The organism is Pseudomonas sp. NPDC079367 (assembly GCF_044542195.1).
Taxonomy (GTDB): Bacteria; Pseudomonadota; Gammaproteobacteria; order Pseudomonadales; family Pseudomonadaceae; genus Aquipseudomonas.
Genome location: NZ_JBITTW010000005.1, coordinates 98,817 through 115,574, shown reverse-complemented (window position 1 = coordinate 115,574; position 16,758 = coordinate 98,817). Strand labels below are relative to the sequence as shown.

Annotated in this window: 19 protein-coding genes and 1 pseudogene; 11 read left to right on the top strand and 9 right to left on the bottom strand. The window is 60.0% G+C overall.

Annotation, left to right across the window (positions count from 1 at the left end; all coding sequences use genetic code 11):
- Positions 1 to 129: 129 nt before the first annotated feature.
- Genes greB through ACIGDJ_RS08795 form a run of 3 tightly spaced genes read right to left on the bottom strand, consistent with a single transcriptional unit; the run spans position 130 to position 3,864 of the window.
- Positions 130 to 630, bottom strand: a complete 501-nt coding sequence (gene greB / locus ACIGDJ_RS08805) for a transcription elongation factor GreB (protein ID WP_312999908.1) — start codon at positions 628 to 630, stop codon at positions 130 to 132.
- Positions 631 to 676: 46 nt separating this feature from the next.
- The gene (locus ACIGDJ_RS08800) at positions 677 to 3,181 is read right to left on the bottom strand and encodes an ABC transporter permease (RefSeq protein WP_397479185.1); all 2,505 of its coding nucleotides are present in this window, start codon (positions 3,179 to 3,181) and stop codon (positions 677 to 679) included.
- Positions 3,181 to 3,864, bottom strand: a complete 684-nt coding sequence (locus ACIGDJ_RS08795) for an ABC transporter ATP-binding protein (RefSeq protein ID WP_016770883.1) — start codon at positions 3,862 to 3,864, stop codon at positions 3,181 to 3,183. The genes ACIGDJ_RS08800 and ACIGDJ_RS08795 overlap by 1 nt, the downstream gene beginning before the upstream one ends.
- A 10-nt stretch (positions 3,865 to 3,874) precedes the next feature.
- On the opposite strand from ACIGDJ_RS08795, the gene ACIGDJ_RS08790 reads away from it, so the two are divergent.
- The 3 genes from ACIGDJ_RS08790 to ACIGDJ_RS08780 all read left to right on the top strand — a co-directional run bounded on the left by ACIGDJ_RS08790 (position 3,875) and on the right by ACIGDJ_RS08780 (position 5,905).
- A complete protein-coding gene (locus tag ACIGDJ_RS08790) occupies positions 3,875 to 4,480 on the top strand; it encodes an arylesterase (protein WP_178081132.1) in 606 nt (201 codons plus the stop codon).
- A gap of 57 nt (positions 4,481 to 4,537) precedes the next feature.
- Entirely contained in the window at positions 4,538 to 4,831 is a 294-nt protein-coding gene (locus ACIGDJ_RS08785) for a hypothetical protein (RefSeq protein WP_003226812.1), read from the top strand.
- 105 nt (positions 4,832 to 4,936) lie between these two features.
- On the top strand, positions 4,937 to 5,905 hold the full coding sequence (locus ACIGDJ_RS08780; RefSeq protein WP_101155486.1) for a L,D-transpeptidase family protein: 969 nt from the start codon (positions 4,937 to 4,939) through the stop codon (positions 5,903 to 5,905).
- A 130-nt stretch (positions 5,906 to 6,035) separates the two neighbouring features.
- Here ACIGDJ_RS08780 and oprI read toward each other — a convergent pair whose 3' ends face one another.
- Positions 6,036 to 6,287, bottom strand: a complete 252-nt coding sequence (oprI, locus tag ACIGDJ_RS08775; RefSeq protein WP_003183784.1) for an outer membrane lipoprotei OprI — start codon at positions 6,285 to 6,287, stop codon at positions 6,036 to 6,038.
- Between the two features lie 639 nt (positions 6,288 to 6,926).
- Here oprI and ACIGDJ_RS08770 point away from each other — a divergent pair.
- A complete protein-coding gene (locus tag ACIGDJ_RS08770) occupies positions 6,927 to 7,208 on the top strand; it encodes a GNAT family N-acetyltransferase (protein ID WP_016770879.1) in 282 nt (93 codons plus the stop codon).
- A 60-nt stretch (positions 7,209 to 7,268) separates the two neighbouring features.
- Here ACIGDJ_RS08770 and ACIGDJ_RS08765 read toward each other — a convergent pair whose 3' ends face one another.
- Both ACIGDJ_RS08765 and ACIGDJ_RS08760 read right to left on the bottom strand, forming a co-directional pair.
- Positions 7,269 to 8,345, bottom strand: coding sequence for a 3-deoxy-7-phosphoheptulonate synthase (locus ACIGDJ_RS08765; protein ID WP_397479184.1), 1,077 nt, complete (start codon positions 8,343 to 8,345; stop codon positions 7,269 to 7,271).
- 129 nt (positions 8,346 to 8,474) lie between these two features.
- Positions 8,475 to 8,918 carry a PilZ domain-containing protein gene (locus ACIGDJ_RS08760; protein WP_101155490.1) on the bottom strand — a complete coding sequence of 148 codons (444 nt, stop codon included), beginning with the start codon at positions 8,916 to 8,918 and terminating at the stop codon, positions 8,475 to 8,477.
- Between ACIGDJ_RS08760 and ACIGDJ_RS08755 the strand changes: the two genes are divergently transcribed.
- The 5 genes from ACIGDJ_RS08755 to cysB all read left to right on the top strand — a co-directional run bounded on the left by ACIGDJ_RS08755 (position 8,917) and on the right by cysB (position 12,871).
- Complete coding sequence (locus ACIGDJ_RS08755; RefSeq protein ID WP_101155492.1) at positions 8,917 to 9,303, top strand: co-chaperone YbbN; 387 nt, start codon at positions 8,917 to 8,919, stop codon at positions 9,301 to 9,303. The genes ACIGDJ_RS08760 and ACIGDJ_RS08755 overlap by 2 nt on opposite strands.
- Positions 9,300 to 10,256: a putative 2-dehydropantoate 2-reductase gene (locus tag ACIGDJ_RS08750; RefSeq protein ID WP_397479183.1), complete on the top strand. Its 957-nt coding sequence runs from the start codon at positions 9,300 to 9,302 to the stop codon at positions 10,254 to 10,256. Before ACIGDJ_RS08755 ends, ACIGDJ_RS08750 begins: the two co-directional genes overlap by 4 nt.
- Positions 10,257 to 10,276: 20 nt before the next feature.
- The gene (locus tag ACIGDJ_RS08745; RefSeq protein WP_101155496.1) at positions 10,277 to 11,182 is read left to right on the top strand and encodes a 5'-nucleotidase; all 906 of its coding nucleotides are present in this window, start codon (positions 10,277 to 10,279) and stop codon (positions 11,180 to 11,182) included.
- A gap of 97 nt (positions 11,183 to 11,279) precedes the next feature.
- Positions 11,280 to 11,783: a universal stress protein gene (locus tag ACIGDJ_RS08740; protein WP_016770874.1), complete on the top strand. Its 504-nt coding sequence runs from the start codon at positions 11,280 to 11,282 to the stop codon at positions 11,781 to 11,783.
- Between the two features lie 113 nt (positions 11,784 to 11,896).
- Positions 11,897 to 12,871, top strand: a complete 975-nt coding sequence (cysB, locus tag ACIGDJ_RS08735) for an HTH-type transcriptional regulator CysB (RefSeq protein WP_016770873.1) — start codon at positions 11,897 to 11,899, stop codon at positions 12,869 to 12,871.
- Between the two features lie 9 nt (positions 12,872 to 12,880).
- Here the strand turns inward: cysB and ACIGDJ_RS08730 are convergent, their stop codons facing one another.
- Positions 12,881 to 13,363 carry a GreA/GreB family elongation factor gene (locus ACIGDJ_RS08730; protein WP_101155500.1) on the bottom strand — a complete coding sequence of 161 codons (483 nt, stop codon included), beginning with the start codon at positions 13,361 to 13,363 and terminating at the stop codon, positions 12,881 to 12,883.
- A 2-nt stretch (positions 13,364 to 13,365) separates the two neighbouring features.
- Complete coding sequence (locus ACIGDJ_RS08725; protein ID WP_101155502.1) at positions 13,366 to 13,779, bottom strand: hypothetical protein; 414 nt, start codon at positions 13,777 to 13,779, stop codon at positions 13,366 to 13,368.
- Positions 13,780 to 13,904: 125 nt separating this feature from the next.
- Between ACIGDJ_RS08725 and earP the strand changes: the two genes are divergently transcribed.
- Both earP and ACIGDJ_RS08715 read left to right on the top strand, forming a co-directional pair.
- Positions 13,905 to 15,047: an elongation factor P maturation arginine rhamnosyltransferase EarP gene (gene earP, locus ACIGDJ_RS08720; RefSeq protein WP_101155504.1), complete on the top strand. Its 1,143-nt coding sequence runs from the start codon at positions 13,905 to 13,907 to the stop codon at positions 15,045 to 15,047.
- A 48-nt stretch (positions 15,048 to 15,095) separates the two neighbouring features.
- A pseudogene (locus tag ACIGDJ_RS08715) lies at positions 15,096 to 15,664 on the top strand (elongation factor P).
- An 81-nt stretch (positions 15,665 to 15,745) separates the two neighbouring features.
- On the opposite strand, the gene ACIGDJ_RS08710 reads toward ACIGDJ_RS08715, so the two are convergent.
- Positions 15,746 to 16,756 (bottom strand): alpha/beta hydrolase, encoded by a 1,011-nt coding sequence (locus tag ACIGDJ_RS08710; RefSeq protein WP_397479181.1) that lies wholly within the window; start codon positions 16,754 to 16,756, stop codon positions 15,746 to 15,748.
- Between the last annotated feature and the right edge of the window lie 2 nt (positions 16,757 to 16,758).

Below are 16,758 nucleotides of genomic sequence, written 5' to 3'. Positions count from 1 at the left end.
GTTCCCTGTAAGCGCGCCAGCTTAAATTATCAGGTGATCGGTGGACATCGCGATTGCGTGCCGATTTGATACACCAAGTGTTCCGGTTTATCGGGAAACGGTGTCGTGCACCTTCGCGCGCACCCTTTGTCAGGGTGAGGTGTTCGCGATGTCTGGGGAGTTGTCGTATGAAATCCGGTTGATGTACCAGATCGCCTCGCCGGTCGGGGTCTGCACGACGGCTTCGTCACCTTGCCCCTTCTTGAGCAGCGCCCGGGCCATCGGCGAGTCGATCGAAATGTAATCGTTGCGTCCGTAAATTTCGTCGTAACCCACCACTCGGAATTTTTTCAGCTCTCCTTCGTCATTTTCAACCTCGACCCAGGCGCCGAAAAATACCTTTCCTTCCTGCTCGGGGGAATAATCGACGACCCGGACGTCCTCCAGGCGCTTGCGCAGATATCTGATCCGTCGATCAATTTCTCGTAGCAGCTTTTTGTTGTACTGGTAATCGGCGTTTTCGCTACGGTCACCAAGTGACGCCGCCCACGCCACTTTCTGAGTGATCTCGGGCCGGTAGACCCGCCACAAATGATCAAGCTCAGCCTTGAGGGTGTCGTAGCCGCCGCGAGTGATGATATTTGTGGCCAAGACGGCTTCCTTTGGATAAGTCATGCATGTTCAAGGGGCGAGTCTATCAACCCTCGCGCAACACTGTCAGCGGGCTGGCGTTCAGAGCCCGGCGAGTGCCAAACACACCAGCGCCACCAATCAGCGCGGCGCCAATCAACGGCAGCACCAGCAGCCATGGATGCGGATGCCATGGCAGGTCGAAGGCGAAGCGGTACAGCACCAGGCTGACCACTTCCGAGCCGATCGCCGCGAGCAGACCGCTGACCGCACCCAACAAACCGAACTCGATTCGCCGCGCCTTGATCAACAACCGCCGCTCGGCGCCCAACGCACGCAACAGTGCGCCCTGGCGGATGCGTTCATCCAGCGTCGCTTGCAGCCCCGAAAACAGCACCGCCATTCCCGCAGCCAGAACAAACAACAACACGTATTCCACCGCCAGTGTGACCTGGGCGAGGATGCTGCGCAGCTGTTCAAGCAACGCTTCGACCTGCAGGATGGTCACCGCCGGGAAGGTCCGCGACAGCTCGACGATCTGCTGATCATGCCCCGGCGCCAGATAGAAACTGGTCAGGTAGGTCGCGGGCAGATCCTTCAAGGTACCGGGCTGAAAGATCATGAAGAAGTTCGGCTGGAAGTTGTCCCAATTGATCTCGCGCAGGCTGGTGACCTTCGCTTCGCGATTGACCCCGCCGACACTGAACACCATGTGATCGCCGAGTTTGAGTTTAAGGCTTTCGGCCACCTTGCCTTCCACCGAAACCCCCGGCACATCGTCGGACGGCTGACCGCTCCACCATGAGCCGGCGGTGAGCTTGTTGCCGGGAGGCAGATCAGCCGCCCAGGTCAGGCTCAGGTCGCGTTGAATGGCGCGATCCCCCGCCGAGTCCTTGCTGACGATTTGCTGCACCGCCTCGCCATTGATGCTGATCAGTCGTCCCGGCACGACCGGATACAGCGGTGCCGCTTGCGCGGAGACCTTGATCAGGTGGTCGGCGAAAGCCTCTTTGTCAGCCGGCAGGATGTTCAGCGCGAAGTAGTTCGGGGCGTTTTTCGGCAACTGGTTTTGCCAGGTATCGAGCAGTTCACCGCGCAGCAGCGCGATCAGCGCCATCGACAGCAGGATCAGGCCGAACGCCAGCGACTGCCCAGCCGCGGCCAACGGATGACGCAACAATTGGCCAAGGCCCAACCGCCACGGCAACGAGGCGCGGGCGAGCATCCGGCGCAAGCTTTGCAGCAACAACAGCAGCAGGCCACCCAGCACCAGCGCGGCGACCACGCCACCGCCGAGCAGGGCAAAGGTCAGTAGCAGGTCGAGACTCAGGCGCCACATGATCAGGCCCAGCGCACCCAGCGCCGCGCCGTAGACCAACCACGTGCTCGACGGGATCGGCAGCATGTCGCGACGCAGTACCCGCAGCGGTGGCACGCGACCCAGTGCTGCGAGCGGCGGCAAGGCAAAACCGGCCAGCGCCACCAGCCCGGTGCCGATCCCGGCAATCGCCGGAAACAGGCCACCCGGCGGCACGTCACTTGGCAGCAAATCATGCAGCAGCGCGAACAGCCCCAGTTGCGCCAGCCAACCGAGCAGGGCACCACTGATGGCGGCAACCAGCCCAAGCACGGTCAGTTGCAGACTGAACAGCACCATGGTTTCCCGGCGCGATAAGCCGAGGCAGCGCAGCAAGGCACTGGCATCGAAACGCCGGCTGGCGAAACGGTTGGCCGACAAAGCCACCGCCACCCCGGCCAGCAACACCGCGACCAGACTGGCCATGTTCAGATAGCGCTCGGCCTTGCCCAGCGCGCCGCCAATCTGCCGGTTACCGTCACGGGCGTCCTGGATTCGCTGGTTTGCGGCGAGGCCCGGTTTGATCAGCTCGCGATAGGTTTCCAGCGCCTGCGGTTCGCCGCGCCACAGTTCGCGATAACTCACCCGGCTGCCGGGTTGCACCACGCCGGTGGCGGCGAGGTCGTCAAGATTGATCAGCACCCGTGGCGTCAGGCTGTAGAAGTTGCCGGCGCGATCCGGCTCATAGGTCAGCACGCGCGTCAGTTTCAGGGTCTTCATGCCGACGTCGATGCTGTCGCCGATCTGCAGATCCAGCGCGGTCAACAGACGCGCCTCGACCCAGGCTTCTCCGGGTTGCGGTTCGCCGCCGACTTCTTCCTGGGCAAAGGGTGCGGGCGCGCTTTTCAGCTCGCCACGCAAGGGATAGGCGCGGTCGACGGCTTTGATGCTGGATAACTGAATGCCGTTGTCGGTGGCAATGACGCTGGAAAACTCCACCACTTGTGCATGATTCAGGCGCAGTTCGGTGCCGCTGCGGATTTGCTCCTCGCGGGCCGGCGAGCTGCCTTCCAGCACCAGATCGGCGCCAAGAAACTCGGTAGCGCGCAGCATCATCGCGCCATTGAGGCGGGCGCCGAAGTAGCCGATCGCGGTGCTCGCCGCGACGGCCACCACCAGCGCAAAGAACAACACACGCAACTCGCCGGCGCGGGCATCGCGCATGAGCTGGCGCAGGGCAAGGCTGAACAGACGCAACAGCGGCAGACGTGCCATCAAGGCTCCAGAGGGGCGACCAGCAGCCCGGCTTCAAGACGGATCAGACGCCGGCAGCGATGGGCCAGGCGTTCGTCGTGGGTGACCAGCACCAGCGTGGTGCCGCGTTCCTTGTTCAACTCGAACAGCAAGTCGCTGATGCGCTCGCCGGTGTGGCTGTCGAGGTTACCGGTCGGCTCGTCGGCGAACAGCACGTCCGGTTCGGCGGCGAAGGCGCGGGCGATGGCTACACGCTGCTGTTCACCGCCAGAGAGCTGGCGCGGCGAGTGGGTCAGGCGCTGGCCGAGGCCGACGCGCTGGAGCAATTGCGTGGCGCGCTCGCGGGCATCTTTGCGGCCATCGAGCTCGAGCGGCAGCATGACGTTTTCCAGCGCATTGAGGCTGTCGAGCAACTGGAACGACTGGAAGACAAAACCGACGTGCTCGGCGCGGATTCGTGCGCGCTGGTCTTCGTCGAGATTGCTCAGGCCTTGGCCGGCGAGGGTGACTTCGCCGCTGCTCGGCAGGTCGAGGCCGGCGAGCAGGCCGAGGAGGGTGGATTTGCCGGAACCGGACGCGCCGACGATGGCCAGGCTGTCGCCCTTGTTCAGTTCCAGGCTGAGTTCGTGCAGGATAGTCAGTTCACCTTCCGCGCTAGGGACCACTTTGCTGAGGTTCTTCGCGGTGAGAATGCTTGCGCCCATGGAGAATCCGATGCGTGTATGGTTTTTGAGTGCTGGCCTGGCCTTGATGTGCATGGCCCAGAACGCAGCGGCGGGTACTGTCCTGATCGTTGGCGATAGTATCAGCGCCGGTTTCGGCCTGGATACCCGTCTGGGGTGGGTGTCGCTGCTCGAGCAGCGGCTCAAACAAGAGGGTTTCGACGACAAAGTGGTCAACGCCTCGATCAGTGGTGACACCAGCGCTGGAGGCCAGGCGCGCCTGCCTGCGCTGCTTGCAGAGCACAAGCCTGCGCTGGTGATCCTCGAACTGGGTGGCAACGATGGCCTGCGCGGGATGCCGCCAACGCAATTGCAACAAAATCTTGCTTCGATGATCGACAGCTCGCGGCAGAACGGCGCCAAGGTGCTGCTGCTCGGCATGCAGTTGCCGCCCAATTATGGCAAGCGTTACACCGATTCGTTCGCCGAGGTTTACGGCAAGCTCGCCGAAGAGAAAAACATCCCGCTGGTGCCGTTTTTTCTCGAAGGTGTCGGCGGCCATCCGGACCTGATGCAGGCCGACGGTCTGCACCCGGCCGCCGGGGCTCAGGGCAAGTTGCTGGAAAATGTCTGGCCGACGCTGAAACCGCTGTTATGAGGCTTTTCTAGTGACAGGCTTTCGGCTAATGTGGCGCCCCCTAATTTGGAGCCCCCGATGCCGCGTCCTGCCTGGTCCCTGTTTGCCTACCAACTGATCGAGCCTGACGAGCAGCTGGACCTCTTCGCCTGCCAGGAAGTGCGGGTGCATCTGGTGACGCGTCAGCTGGAACTGGGTGGCTCGGCCGATCGCACCCTGTGTGGCAGCTTGTTGCCGGCGCAACCGCGCTGGTCGAGCGTGGATCGCCGGGTGTTTCAGGACCAGCGCCTGTGCTCGCTGTGCCGCGCGATACTTGAATCGCAGAAACGCGGTACGTCGCCGATCTGGCCCGAGCTGCGATTCGAACTTTAAGATCAAAAGGCGCGACACGGTCTATCGGCGTCTCTCCCGAATCCCCAAGCCGCGGTGTACAATCGCGCCCTTATACCCTTGATGATCATGCGAAGGATTTTCCGGATGTTGCCGCGCTTTCCTGCCGTCACCCGCTGCCTGACACTTGCCGCCCTGTGTGTGGCCGGTCCCGTTGCTGCATTGGAGCTTCCTCTGCCACCACCCGGCGAAGACATCGTCGGCCAGGTGCAGGTGATCAAAGCCAAGTACGAAGACACCTTCGCTGACTTGGGCACCACCTACGATCTGGGCTATTCGGAAATGGTCGCGGCCAACCCGGGCATCGATGCCTGGCTGCCGGGCGCCGGCACCGAGATCGTCCTGCCAACGCGTTTCATCCTGCCACCGGGGCCGCGTGAAGGCATCGTCATCAACCTCGCCGAATACCGCCTCTATTACTACCCCAAAGGCCGCGACGTTGTTTACACCTTCCCGCTGGGTATCGGCCGCGAAGGCTGGGGCTCGCCGATCGCGCACACCTCGATCATCGCCAAGACACCGAACCCTACCTGGACACCTCCGGCCTCGATCAAGGCCGAACACGCCGCTGACGGTGATCCGCTGCCGAATGTAGTACCGGCCGGTCCTGACAACCCGCTGGGGCCGTTCAAGTTCACCCTCGGCACGCCGGGCTACCTGATCCACGGTTCGAACAAGAAGTTCGGCATCGGCATGCGCACCAGCCACGGCTGCTTCCGCATGTTCAACAACAACGTGCTGGAAATGGCCGGCATGGTCCCGGTGGGCACCTCGGTGCGCATCATCAACGACCCGTACAAGTTCGGGCGCAGTGGCGGCAAGGTCTATCTTGAAGCGCACACGCCGCTCGATGACAAGGGCAATCCGTCGGTGGTCGACAAGCACACGGCGGTGATCAACGCGATGCTCAAGCGTGAAGACATCACCAGCAACCTGCGCATGAACTGGGATGTGGTGCGTGATGTGGTCGCGGCCGAAGACGGTCTGCCGGTAGAGATCGCCGTGCCGAATACCTCGGCGCCGATGGTCAGCAGTGCACCGATCGATCTGCAGTAACAAGCGTTGAATGAAAAACCCGCCGAGGCGTGCAGCGCCGGCGGGTTTTTTATTGCCTGGAGACAAATGCCGGGCACAAAAAAGCCGATCCGGAAAACCGGATCGGCTCGATAACAATCCCGAGGGATTATTACTTGCGGCTAGCTTTTTCCAGCATGCGCAGAGCACGCTCGTTAGCTTCGTCAGCAGTCTGTTGTGCTTTTTGAGCAGCAGCCAGAGCTTCATCAGCTTTACGGTAAGCTTCGTCTGCACGAGCCTGGGAGCGAGCAGCTGCGTCTTCAGTAGCGGTCAGACGTGCTTCGGTTTCTTTCGATGCGCTGCTGCAACCGGTAGCCAGAACTGCGGCCAGAGCCAGAGCAGAGAATTTCAGAACGTTGTTCATCGTGTTCCCCTTCAAGGACTTTCAAATTAAGTGGCTGTCTCCTCACGATTGAGGAAATAGCCGGCGTACATACTACCCATTACTTGTAGTAAGTAAACTGACGTAGCGCAAGAAGCAAAAAAAATTGTAGGCGTTGATTCTTTTTCGAGCAACTTTTAACTGCGCTGTATAAAAAATATCCAGCTGCAAGCCCCGGCGTGAGCGACTCAAACGGAAAAAGTTCCCACGCTTGGCTGCTGTTTTTGCGACTTTAGGTAAAGTCTTTCTAAATGAATTCGTCCACACTTTTGTTCAGGTTCTGCGAAGCGCTTCGCGTATCTTTGTTGATGCTCAGGTGACTTTAAAAAAGGTTGCACGTCTTAAGTCTCAACATTCCGGCAATGTTCAGGCAAACGGCACGCGAAGAGCGTCTTGCGGCCCAACCTGCGAGCATCGAAGTCCTTGTGCACAAACCGTCCGATGACGAGCGTACCTTGAGCATTTGCGCCAATGGTGCCTACTATTCAGCAGGTGTCAGGTTGCGCGAGATCGGTGTGGCTCTTCTCGGTGTCCATCAGGCACGGGGTGGCGTAGATGTTCCTTCGCCGGGAAAACATCGGTAAGGTAGGGGTCACAATTCAAGACCCGCGAGGAGTAGTGATGAGCGAGGCGTTGTCCATCCACCATGACCAGGCTGGTCATCAATTCGAGACCACTGTGGACGGTCATCGTGCTTACCTGACCTACATGGATCTGGGCAAGCAGACCCTGGATATCTATCGCACCTTCGTGCCCAACGCCCTGCGTGGCCGTGGCATTGCCGCAGCGTTGACTGAACGCGCGCTGCAATACGCCGAAGAAATGGGCTATACGGTGATTCCGTCCTGCTCGTACGTTGAGCGCTATATGGAACGCCATCAGCGCCGCGCCGCCAAAATCTGAACCGTACACACAAAAACGCCGGACACTGTCCGGCGTTTTTTTATGCCTGCAGAACGCAGCTTACGTGCGTTGACGTTTCGGCAACACGTCCTTGAGCTTGGCGTGCATGCTGCGCAAGGTGTTTTCGGTAGCGGACCAATCGATGCAGGCATCGGTGATCGACACGCCATATTGCAGGTCGGCGAGGTCTTTTGGAATCGCCTGGCAGCCCCAGTTCAAGTGGCTTTCAACCATCAGGCCGATGATTGAATGGTTGCCTTCGAGGATCTGGTTGGCGACGTTCTCCATGACCAGCGGTTGCAGGGCCGGGTCCTTGTTGGAGTTGGCGTGGCTGCAGTCGACCATGATGTTCGGCTTGATCTTCGCCTTGTTCAGCGCCTGCTCGCAGAGGGCGACGCTGACCGAATCATAGTTCGGCTTGCCGTTACCGCCGCGCAGCACCACGTGACCGTAGGCATTACCTTTGGTGGTGACGATCGACACGCCACCCTCCTGGTTGATACCGAGGAAGCGGTGCGGGCTCGACACTGACTGCAGGGCGTTGATCGCCACGGTCAGGCCGCCATCCGTGCCGTTCTTGAAGCCGACGGCCGAAGACAGGCCGGAAGCCATTTCGCGGTGAGTCTGCGATTCGGTGGTGCGCGCGCCGATGGCCGACCAGCTGATCAGATCCTGCAGATACTGCGGGGAGATCGGGTCAAGGGCTTCGGTGGCGGTTGGCAGGCCTTTTTCAGCCAGATCCAGCAGCAACTGACGACCGATATGCAGGCCGTCCTGAATCTTGAACGAGTCGTCCAGGTACGGATCGTTGATCAGGCCTTTCCAGCCGACGGTGGTACGCGGCTTCTCGAAGTACACGCGCATGACCAGATACAAGGTATCGGAGACTTCCTCAGCCAGCACCTTGAGACGATCGGCATATTCGTGGGCAGCCTTGATGTCGTGGATCGAACACGGGCCGATCACGACGAACAGACGGTGGTCGGTGCCATCGAGAATATTGCGAATGACTTCGCGGCCCTTGGTGACGGTGCGCAGGGCGGCGTCGCTCAGGGGGATATCACGCTTGAGCTGATCGGGAGTGATCAGGGTCTCGTTAGAGGCGACGTTTAGGTCGTTGATCGGTAAATCAGCCATCGTTTACTCGTCAGGTCACGGGTGCCGGCCGCCAGCGATCCCCGCGCGGCGGAGCACAGCAGATTTAGCGCGTCGGGGGAGCCGAACCTTAGCGCGTCAGACGCGGCTCGACAATGGGCAAACCGTGCTTTAGTCCAGCGCTGGCTGCGCAAAAGCGTTGCGCAGGTTGTCATGGGAGAACTCTTCGGCGTGATCCTCGACCCATTGCAGGGCCAGCGCCTGAATATCCTGCAGGTCATCGTGGCTGTCCTGCATGCGCCAATAGCGTTCGATCTGGCACACCTGCTCACCCATTCGCGCGCTGAACAGGGTCTGTTCGTCAGTGAAAGCGATGCCCACCAGATAGCCCTTTTTACGCCGCAGACACCAGGCAACATAGCCCGGACAACAGAAGTCGGCATTCAACGTCGGCATGCGCACTTGCAGCGCAGTACCGTGGCGCCAGGCGCGGTGGTAATTGCAAGCGATGCCGCCGAGGCTGATAGTGTGCAACTGTTGTCTGGAAATGCATTCAGGCTTGAGCAACGTCAATTCAACCGGCACTTCGTCCGGATGAGGAATGAAACGTCCCATGAGCACAGACTCCCTGTGTCGGCCATCTGACATTGTTTCTCCCAGTATAGTGGTCGAATCCGAGCTGACCGACTTCGACGCCGACCAGCGGTTGCTGGCGATGCGCGGGGTTTCCCTGGTGATTTTCACCAGCGTCGGCTGCGCCAGTTGTCGTTATGCCCGCGAGGTCTTGCCGGGCATGCCGCTGGCGCTCGACCGGCTGTGCTGGATCGACGCCGGCGACAATGGCGGCCTTGTCGAGCGTTATCAGGTGTTTCATTTGCCGGCGCTGTTTGTGGTGCGCGACGGCGAGTTCTTTGGCGCGGTGCACGCTCGTCTGACAGTTGATGAACTTGATCAGGCAGTGGCACAGGCGCTGGGTCGAATTGCAGAGGAGTTGCCATGAGCGAGACAGTTAGCAAACCGGTGGTGGGGATTATCGGTACCGGTGCAATCGGTGGGTTTTACGGGGTGATGCTGACGCGCGCCGGTTTCGATGTGCACTTCTTGTTGCGCAGCGAATTCTCGGCGGTGGCTGAACGAGGCTTGCAGATCAACAGTGCGGTGCACGGCTCGATGACACTTAATCCGGCCAATGCCTATTGCGCCGCCGAAGACATGCCGCGCTGTGACTGGCTGCTGGTCGGCACGAAGTCCACCAGCAACGCCGATCTGGCGCCGGCGATCATGCAGGCCGCCCAACCCGACGCAAAAGTGCTGTTGCTGCAGAACGGTCTGGATGTCGAAGACAGCTTGCGGCCGCTGTTGCCCGATTCGCTGCATCTGCTCGGCGGTCTGTGCCTGATCTGCGTGCACCGCGAAGGTCCGGGGCAGATTACCCATCAGGCACTTGGTGCGGTGAACGTCGGTTATCACAGCGGTCCGGCTATCGATGAAGTGGCGCGCATGGCGATTGTCGAGGAGGGCGCCGGGCTGTTTCGCGCCGCCGGCGTCGATTCTCAGGCAATGAGCAATCTGCATCAGGCGCGCTGGCAGAAACTGGTGTGGAATATCCCTTATAACGGACTTTCAGTGCTGCTCGGCGCAGGTACTGAAGCGCTGATGAAAGATGTCGACAGCCGCTTGTCGATTCAAGCGTTGATGGCCGAAGTGGTGCAGGGCGCCAAGGCGTGCGGCTACGAGATCCCGCCCGGCTATGCCGAGTACCTGTTCACCATGACGGAAAAAATGCCCGATTACTGGCCGAGCATGTACCACGACTTTTCACACAAGCGCCCGCTGGAGCTGGAGGCGATCTACGCCCGCCCACTGGCGGCGGCAAAAGCGGCAGGCTGCGAATTGCCGCGTATCGAGGCGTTGTATCGCCATTTGGGCTTTATCGACCGACGCAATATTTGAGTCGCAGGCTTGGGGGCAGCATGGCCAATAACATCGATGACAAACTGGTGCTGGCGATTTCCTCGCGCGCCTTGTTCGACCTGAGCGAAAGCCACAAGGTCTACCTGTCGAGCGGCGTCGAAGCCTATCGGCAGTATCAGATCGAGCACGAGGACGAAATTCTCGCGCCGGGCGATGCGTTCCCGCTGGTGGAAAAACTCCTGAGTCTTAACAGTCGTCTCGGCCGCGCGCGGGTCGAGGTGATTCTGGTTTCGCGTAACAGTGCTGACACCGGGCTGCGCGTGTTCAACTCGATTCATCATTATGGTCTGGCGATTTCTCGTGCGGCGTTCGTCGGTGGGCGCAGTCCGTATCCTTATCTGAAAGCGTTTGGCTGCGACCTGTTTCTCTCGACCCACGCCGAAGACGTGCGCGCGGCGCTGGACGCCGGGTTCGCTGCTGCAACGATTCTCTCCGGTGGCGCCAGTCGCGCAGCCAGCGACGAATTGCGCATTGCCTTCGACGGTGACGCAGTGATTTTTTCCGACGAGTCGGAGCGCGTCTATCAGTCTGGAGGGCTGGAAGCGTTCCAGGCCAAGGAACGCGAATCGGCACGCGAGCCGTTGCGCGGCGGGCCGTTCAAGGGCTTTCTGGCAGCGCTCAATCTGTTGCAGCGCGAGTTTCCCGAGGATGATTGCCCGATCCGCACGGCGCTGGTGACCGCGCGTTCGGCGCCGGCCCATGAGCGGGTGATTCGTACGTTGCGGGAATGGGATATTCGTCTCGATGAGTCGCTGTTTCTCGGTGGCCTGACCAAATCGGCGTTCCTCGAAGCGTTCGCCGCCGACGTGTTCTTCGATGACCAGACCGGCCATTGCGAGCTGGCTCGCGAAGTGGTCGCCACCGGCCACGTGCCCCATGGCATCAGCAACGAACCATTGATCTAGAGCCTTTTCATTCAGGACGTTGCGTCGCACGTCGTACTCGCCAAGGCACTGCTAAGCTGAATCAATCTCCGCCATCGTTGGCTCGCGAGGAGGCCCCATGATTCGCTCAATGCTGTATGCCACCGACCTCGGTCTGTACGCACCGTTCGTGATGCAGCATGCCCTGGCATTGGCGCGCACCTTCAATGCCGATCTGTATGTAGTGCACGCGGTGGAACCGATGGGCCTGTTCGCCGAGTCGGTGCTGCAGAGCTATCTCGATGAACAGGCATTGAACGAATTCCATAGTCAGGGTCTGAAAACAGTCATCGCCAATATCGAACAACGGGTGCTTGACAGCTTTCGCGAAGAACTGGGAGACGACGGCGAACAGGATCTGCAGCGCATTCGCGCAGTGCGCGTGCTGCAGGGCGATCCGTCGCAGGTGATTCTCGATCAGGTGCACAAGCTCTCGGTCGATCTGTTGATCGTCGGCAGTCACAGCCACGGTGTCGGCGCAGAAACGCCGTTGGGGCGCACGGCGGCGCGGGTGCTGCAACTGGCCAAAGTTCCGGTGTATCTGGTGCCACTGATGGAGCGCCGGCGGCGGGAAGATCGCTGAAGCAGGAATAATGGCGTTTTGATAAAAAAGTTCTAGATTTATTCTTCAAACCATTAATATAGTTATATACCGTCGCTGATGCCCGTGGCGTCTACCTGCTTTGAGGGATTGATATGAAGCTTCAACAATTGCGCTACATCTGGGAAGTGGCGCACCACGACCTCAACGTTTCCGCTACCGCCCAAAGCCTGTACACCTCGCAACCGGGCATCAGTAAGCAGATCCGCCTGCTGGAAGACGAACTGGGCGTCGAAGTCTTCGCCCGCAGCGGCAAGCACCTGACCCGCGTCACCCCGGCTGGCGAGCGCATCATCACCACCGCTGGCGAGATCCTGCGCAAGGTCGAAAGCATCAAGCAGATTGCCCAGGAATTCTCCAATGAGAAAAAAGGCACCCTGTCGATCGCCACTACGCACACCCAGGCCCGTTATGCGCTGCCACCGGTGATCAGCAATTTCATCAAGCAATACCCGGATGTGGCCCTGCACATGCATCAGGGCTCGCCGATGCAGATCGCCGAAATGGCCGCTGACGGCACCGTCGATTTCGCCATTGCCACTGAAGCGCTGGAGCTGTTCGGCGATCTGGTGATGATGCCGTGCTACCGCTGGAACCGCTGCGTGGTCGTACCCCACGGCCACCCGCTGACCAAGTTGCCGAAGCTGACCCTCGAAGCCCTGGCCGAATACCCGATTGTCACTTATGTGTTCGGTTTTACCGGGCGTTCCAAGCTCGACGAAGCCTTCAGCCATCGTGGCCTGACGCCGAAAGTGGTGTTCACCGCTGCTGACGCCGACGTGATCAAAACCTACGTGCGTCTGGGTCTGGGCGTAGGCATCGTGGCTAAGATGGCCGTCGATACCAAGCTCGATAACGATCTGGTGGTGCTGGATGCCAGCGAGCTGTTCGAGTCGAGCATCACCAAGATCGGTTTCCGTCGTGGCACTTTCCTGCGTGGCTTCATGTGCGACTTCATCGAGAAATTCGCCCCGCACCTGACCCGCGAAGTCATGGCCAAGGCTATTCAATGCCACAACAAGCAAGAGCTGGAAGAGCTGTTCGACGGCGTCGAACTGCCCGTTCACTAAGCACCCGCTTCAGAGCACCTCGGTGACAGCAAACTGTTGCCGGGTGCCCGCCACCAGAATCTCCACCTCATCACCCTCGAACTTGCCCAGCAGGCTTTTGCCCAGTGGCGAGCGGGGGGTGATGACGGTGATCGGCTGACCCACCAATTCGATTTTCAGGCCCGCCGCGTCCGGCGCCAGAAACAGCCATTGCTCACGGCCCTTTTCATCTTCCAGGCCGAGCAGGGCGCCGACTTCGATGCCGCGATTTTCATCGTAGGCACGCAACGTCAGGTTCTGGCACAGCGCCAGTGAATGACGGATCTCCTCAACCCGCTTCGCCTGACCCGCCGCCAGATACGACGCCTCCAGCCCCAGCGTGTCGTATTTGTTTTCGGCGATGTTTTCTTCGTGGGTCGCGGTTTCGTAAGCGGTTTGCGCGGCGCGCTCGGCGATGTCGAGGTCGATGCGCAGCTTGTCGAGAATCAATTGGTGGACGCTGTGTTTGTTCATGATCAATCGCAGAATTGCAAAACGTTGGCGCGGCTCTTTTCGGTCGGCGCGGTCTGGTCCTGTTGCAGCCAGAACTGGCATTTGGGGTTCGACGCATTGCGCGAGTTGGCGCGCGCCTGATCCAGTCGAGCCTGCTGTTCATTCTTGCGCAGGTTTTCTTCGTACTGCTGGAACATCGGCGTTGCTGGCGGCGCAATGTCCGGCTGTGGCTCGACGGCTGCTGGCGGCTTGGCCAATTGCTGCACCGCTTGCGCGACGGGCGCCAGTTGCTCGGGGAAGATGAAGCGCGAAAGCAGCCAGCAGGTCAGCGCAATGGCGAGGAAACCCAGCCACAGGCCGAGCGCAATGCTGCCGGTCAGCTGCAGCGCGCTAAGCTGAACAGGCAAGGGACGACGCGGATTCGGGCGGTAGGGCATGGCGGCCTCCTGGCGGATGGTTACGGGCAAGCGGCGATTGTCGCACGAAGATTAATCGCCGTCGGCTCTTCTGCACGAAGGCATTTATGCGGACAATCGAGGTTTTTTGCCAACGGGAGAAAGGCATGGCTGAAGCGAAACCCCGCTGGGATATTTTTTGTACCGTGGTCGATAACTTCGGCGACATCGGCGTGACCTGGCGTCTGGCCCGGCAACTGGTGGCCGAACATGCCTTGCCGGTGCGTCTGTGGGTGGATGACCTGCGCGCATTCGAGCGCATCTGCCCGCAGATCGACATCAATCTTGCACAGCAGTGGCAACAGGGTGTCGAGGTGCGTCAGTGGCCGAGCGAATGGCGGCACGCCGACGCTGCCGATGTCGTCATCGCCGCCTTCGCCTGTCAGTTGCCCGCTGACTACATGGACAGCATGGCCGCACGGCAGACACAGCCGCTGTGGCTCAACCTCGATTATCTCAGCGCCGAAGACTGGGTCACCGGCTGTCACGGCTTGCCGTCGGTGAAATACAAATCGGTGCAAAAATTCTTCTTTTTCCCAGGCTTCAAGCCGGGCACCGGTGGCCTGCTACGTGAGCGCGGACTGCTCGAACAGCGTCGGCAGTTTCAGCGGGATGGGTCGGCGCAGCGACATTTCCTGCAAGGCTTGGGCATCGATCCCGCGTCCGACGCGCAATTAATCTCCCTGTTTGCTTATGAAAATGCCGGGCTGGCCAGTTGGCTGGATGTGCTGGCGGCTGACCCGCAACGCACCCACCTGCTGGTGCCGGAAGGGCGGATTCTGGGCGATGTGGCGCGCTGGCTGGGTGCGGAATTTCTGCCGGTGGGCGCGATTCATGTGCGCGATTCACTGACCGTGCAAGTACTGCCGTTCGTCCGTCAGGACCAATATGATCAGCTGCTGTGGTGCTGCGATTTCAACGCAGTGCGTGGCGAGGACTCATTCGTGCGCGCGCAATGGGCCGGGCGGCCAATGCTCTGGCACATTTATCAGCAGGACGACGATATCCATCTGGACAAGCTCGATGCTTTTCTTGCGCTCTATACTCACGGCCTTTCGCCCGCTGCGGCGCAGGCGATGAACGGTCTGTGGCGAGCGTGGAGCGCCGGGCAACCAATCGGCGAGCACTGGCTGGCGGTGCGAAATCATTGGCCTGAGCTTGAGGAAAACGCGCAAGCATGGTGTCTGGAACAGGCCTTGCAGGCCGATCTTGCCACGGCGCTGGTACAGTTTTATGTAAATTGGATATGATACGCGGCCTAGATTTTTGTAAATCCCATCCAAATTCGGATATTCGCAATGAAAACTGGTAAAGAACTCAAACCCGGTACCGTGATCCGTATCGACAACGATCCTTGGCTGGTCAGACAGCTGAATTCACCAAGTCGCGCCGTAACAGCGCGATCATGAAGACCAAGCTGAAGAACCTGCTGACCGGTTACAAGACCGAAACCGTTTACGGTGCGGACGACAAACTGGACGACGTGATCCTGGATCGTAAAGAAGCCACCCTGTCGTTCATCAGCGGTGACACTTACACGTTCATGGACACCACTGACTACACCATGTACGAACTGAACGCTGACGACATCGAAGCCGTTCTGCCGTTCGTTGAAGAAGGCATGACCGACGTCTGCGAAGCCGTATTCTTCGAAGGCCGTCTGGTTTCCGTAGAGCTGCCGACCACCATCGTGCGTCAGGTTGACTACACCGAAGGCTCCGCTCGCGGTGACACTTCCGGCAAGGTAATGAAGCCTGCCAAACTGAAGAACGGTACCGAACTGTCGGTTGCCGACTTCATCGAAATCGGCGACATGATCGAGATCGATACCCGCGAAGGCGGTTCCTACAAAGGCCGTGCGAAATAAGCACTGCTTTTTGCGCAAAGAAAAAACCCGACCATTGAGTCGGGTTTTTTTATGCCTGTTGCAAACACCCGGATGGGGTATTTATTTCAGGTGTTCCTTGAGCTCTTGCGCAGCCTGCAACATCGCCGAACGCACCGCCGGAACCTGGCTGACCACATTAAGCAAACCGTAATCGTGGATCATGCCGTTGTAACGCACCGACGTCACCGGCACGCCGGCTTCGTCGAGTTTGCGTGCATAAGCTTCGCCTTCATCACGCAACACGTCGGCACTGGCAGTCTGTACCAGTGCAGGCGGCAGGCCTTTGAGTTGCGCGGTGGTGGCGCGCAGCGGCGAGGCGTAGATCTCGTTGCGCTGTTTGGCGTCGGTGGTGTAGTTGTCCCAGAACCACTTCATCATGTTGCGAGTGAGGAAGTGCCCTTCGGCGTACTGGTCGTACGAACCGGTGTCGAAGTTGGCATCGGTCACCGGCCACAGCAGCACCTGGAATTTGATTGCCGGGGTGCCTTTGTCCTTGGCCATCAGCGCAACCACTGCGGCCATGTTGCCGCCGACGCTGTTGCCGGCCACGGCCAGGCGCTTGCCGTCGACATTGATCTCTTTGCCGTGTTCCGCCACCCATTTGGTTGCGGCGTAGGCTTGGTTGATCGCCACCGGATAATGCGCTTCCGGCGAAGGGGTGTAATTGACAAACACCGCCGCCGCCCCCGAACCGACCACCAGATCGCGCACCAGACGTTCGTGAGTGGGGAAATCCCCCAGCACCCAGCCGCCGCCGTGGAAGAACATGAACACCGGCAGCTCACCCTTGACCCCGGCCGGCCGGACGATGGTCAGGCTCAGCGGTTGACCATCGACCTGCACGGTCTTCTCGCTGACATCGGCTTTTGGCAGCGTCAACTTGACCCCGGACTGCGCGCCGACCAGCACGGCGCGGGCATCCTTGGGCGACAGCTGCTCAATCGGCTTGCCGCTGCCTGAATTCAGCGCATCGAGGAATGCCTGGGTGTTGTGTTCGACATCACCGGCGAAAGCGCTGTGTACCGACAGGGCGAGAAGGGTACCGGTCAAGACTTTGCTGAAAGTGTTCATGT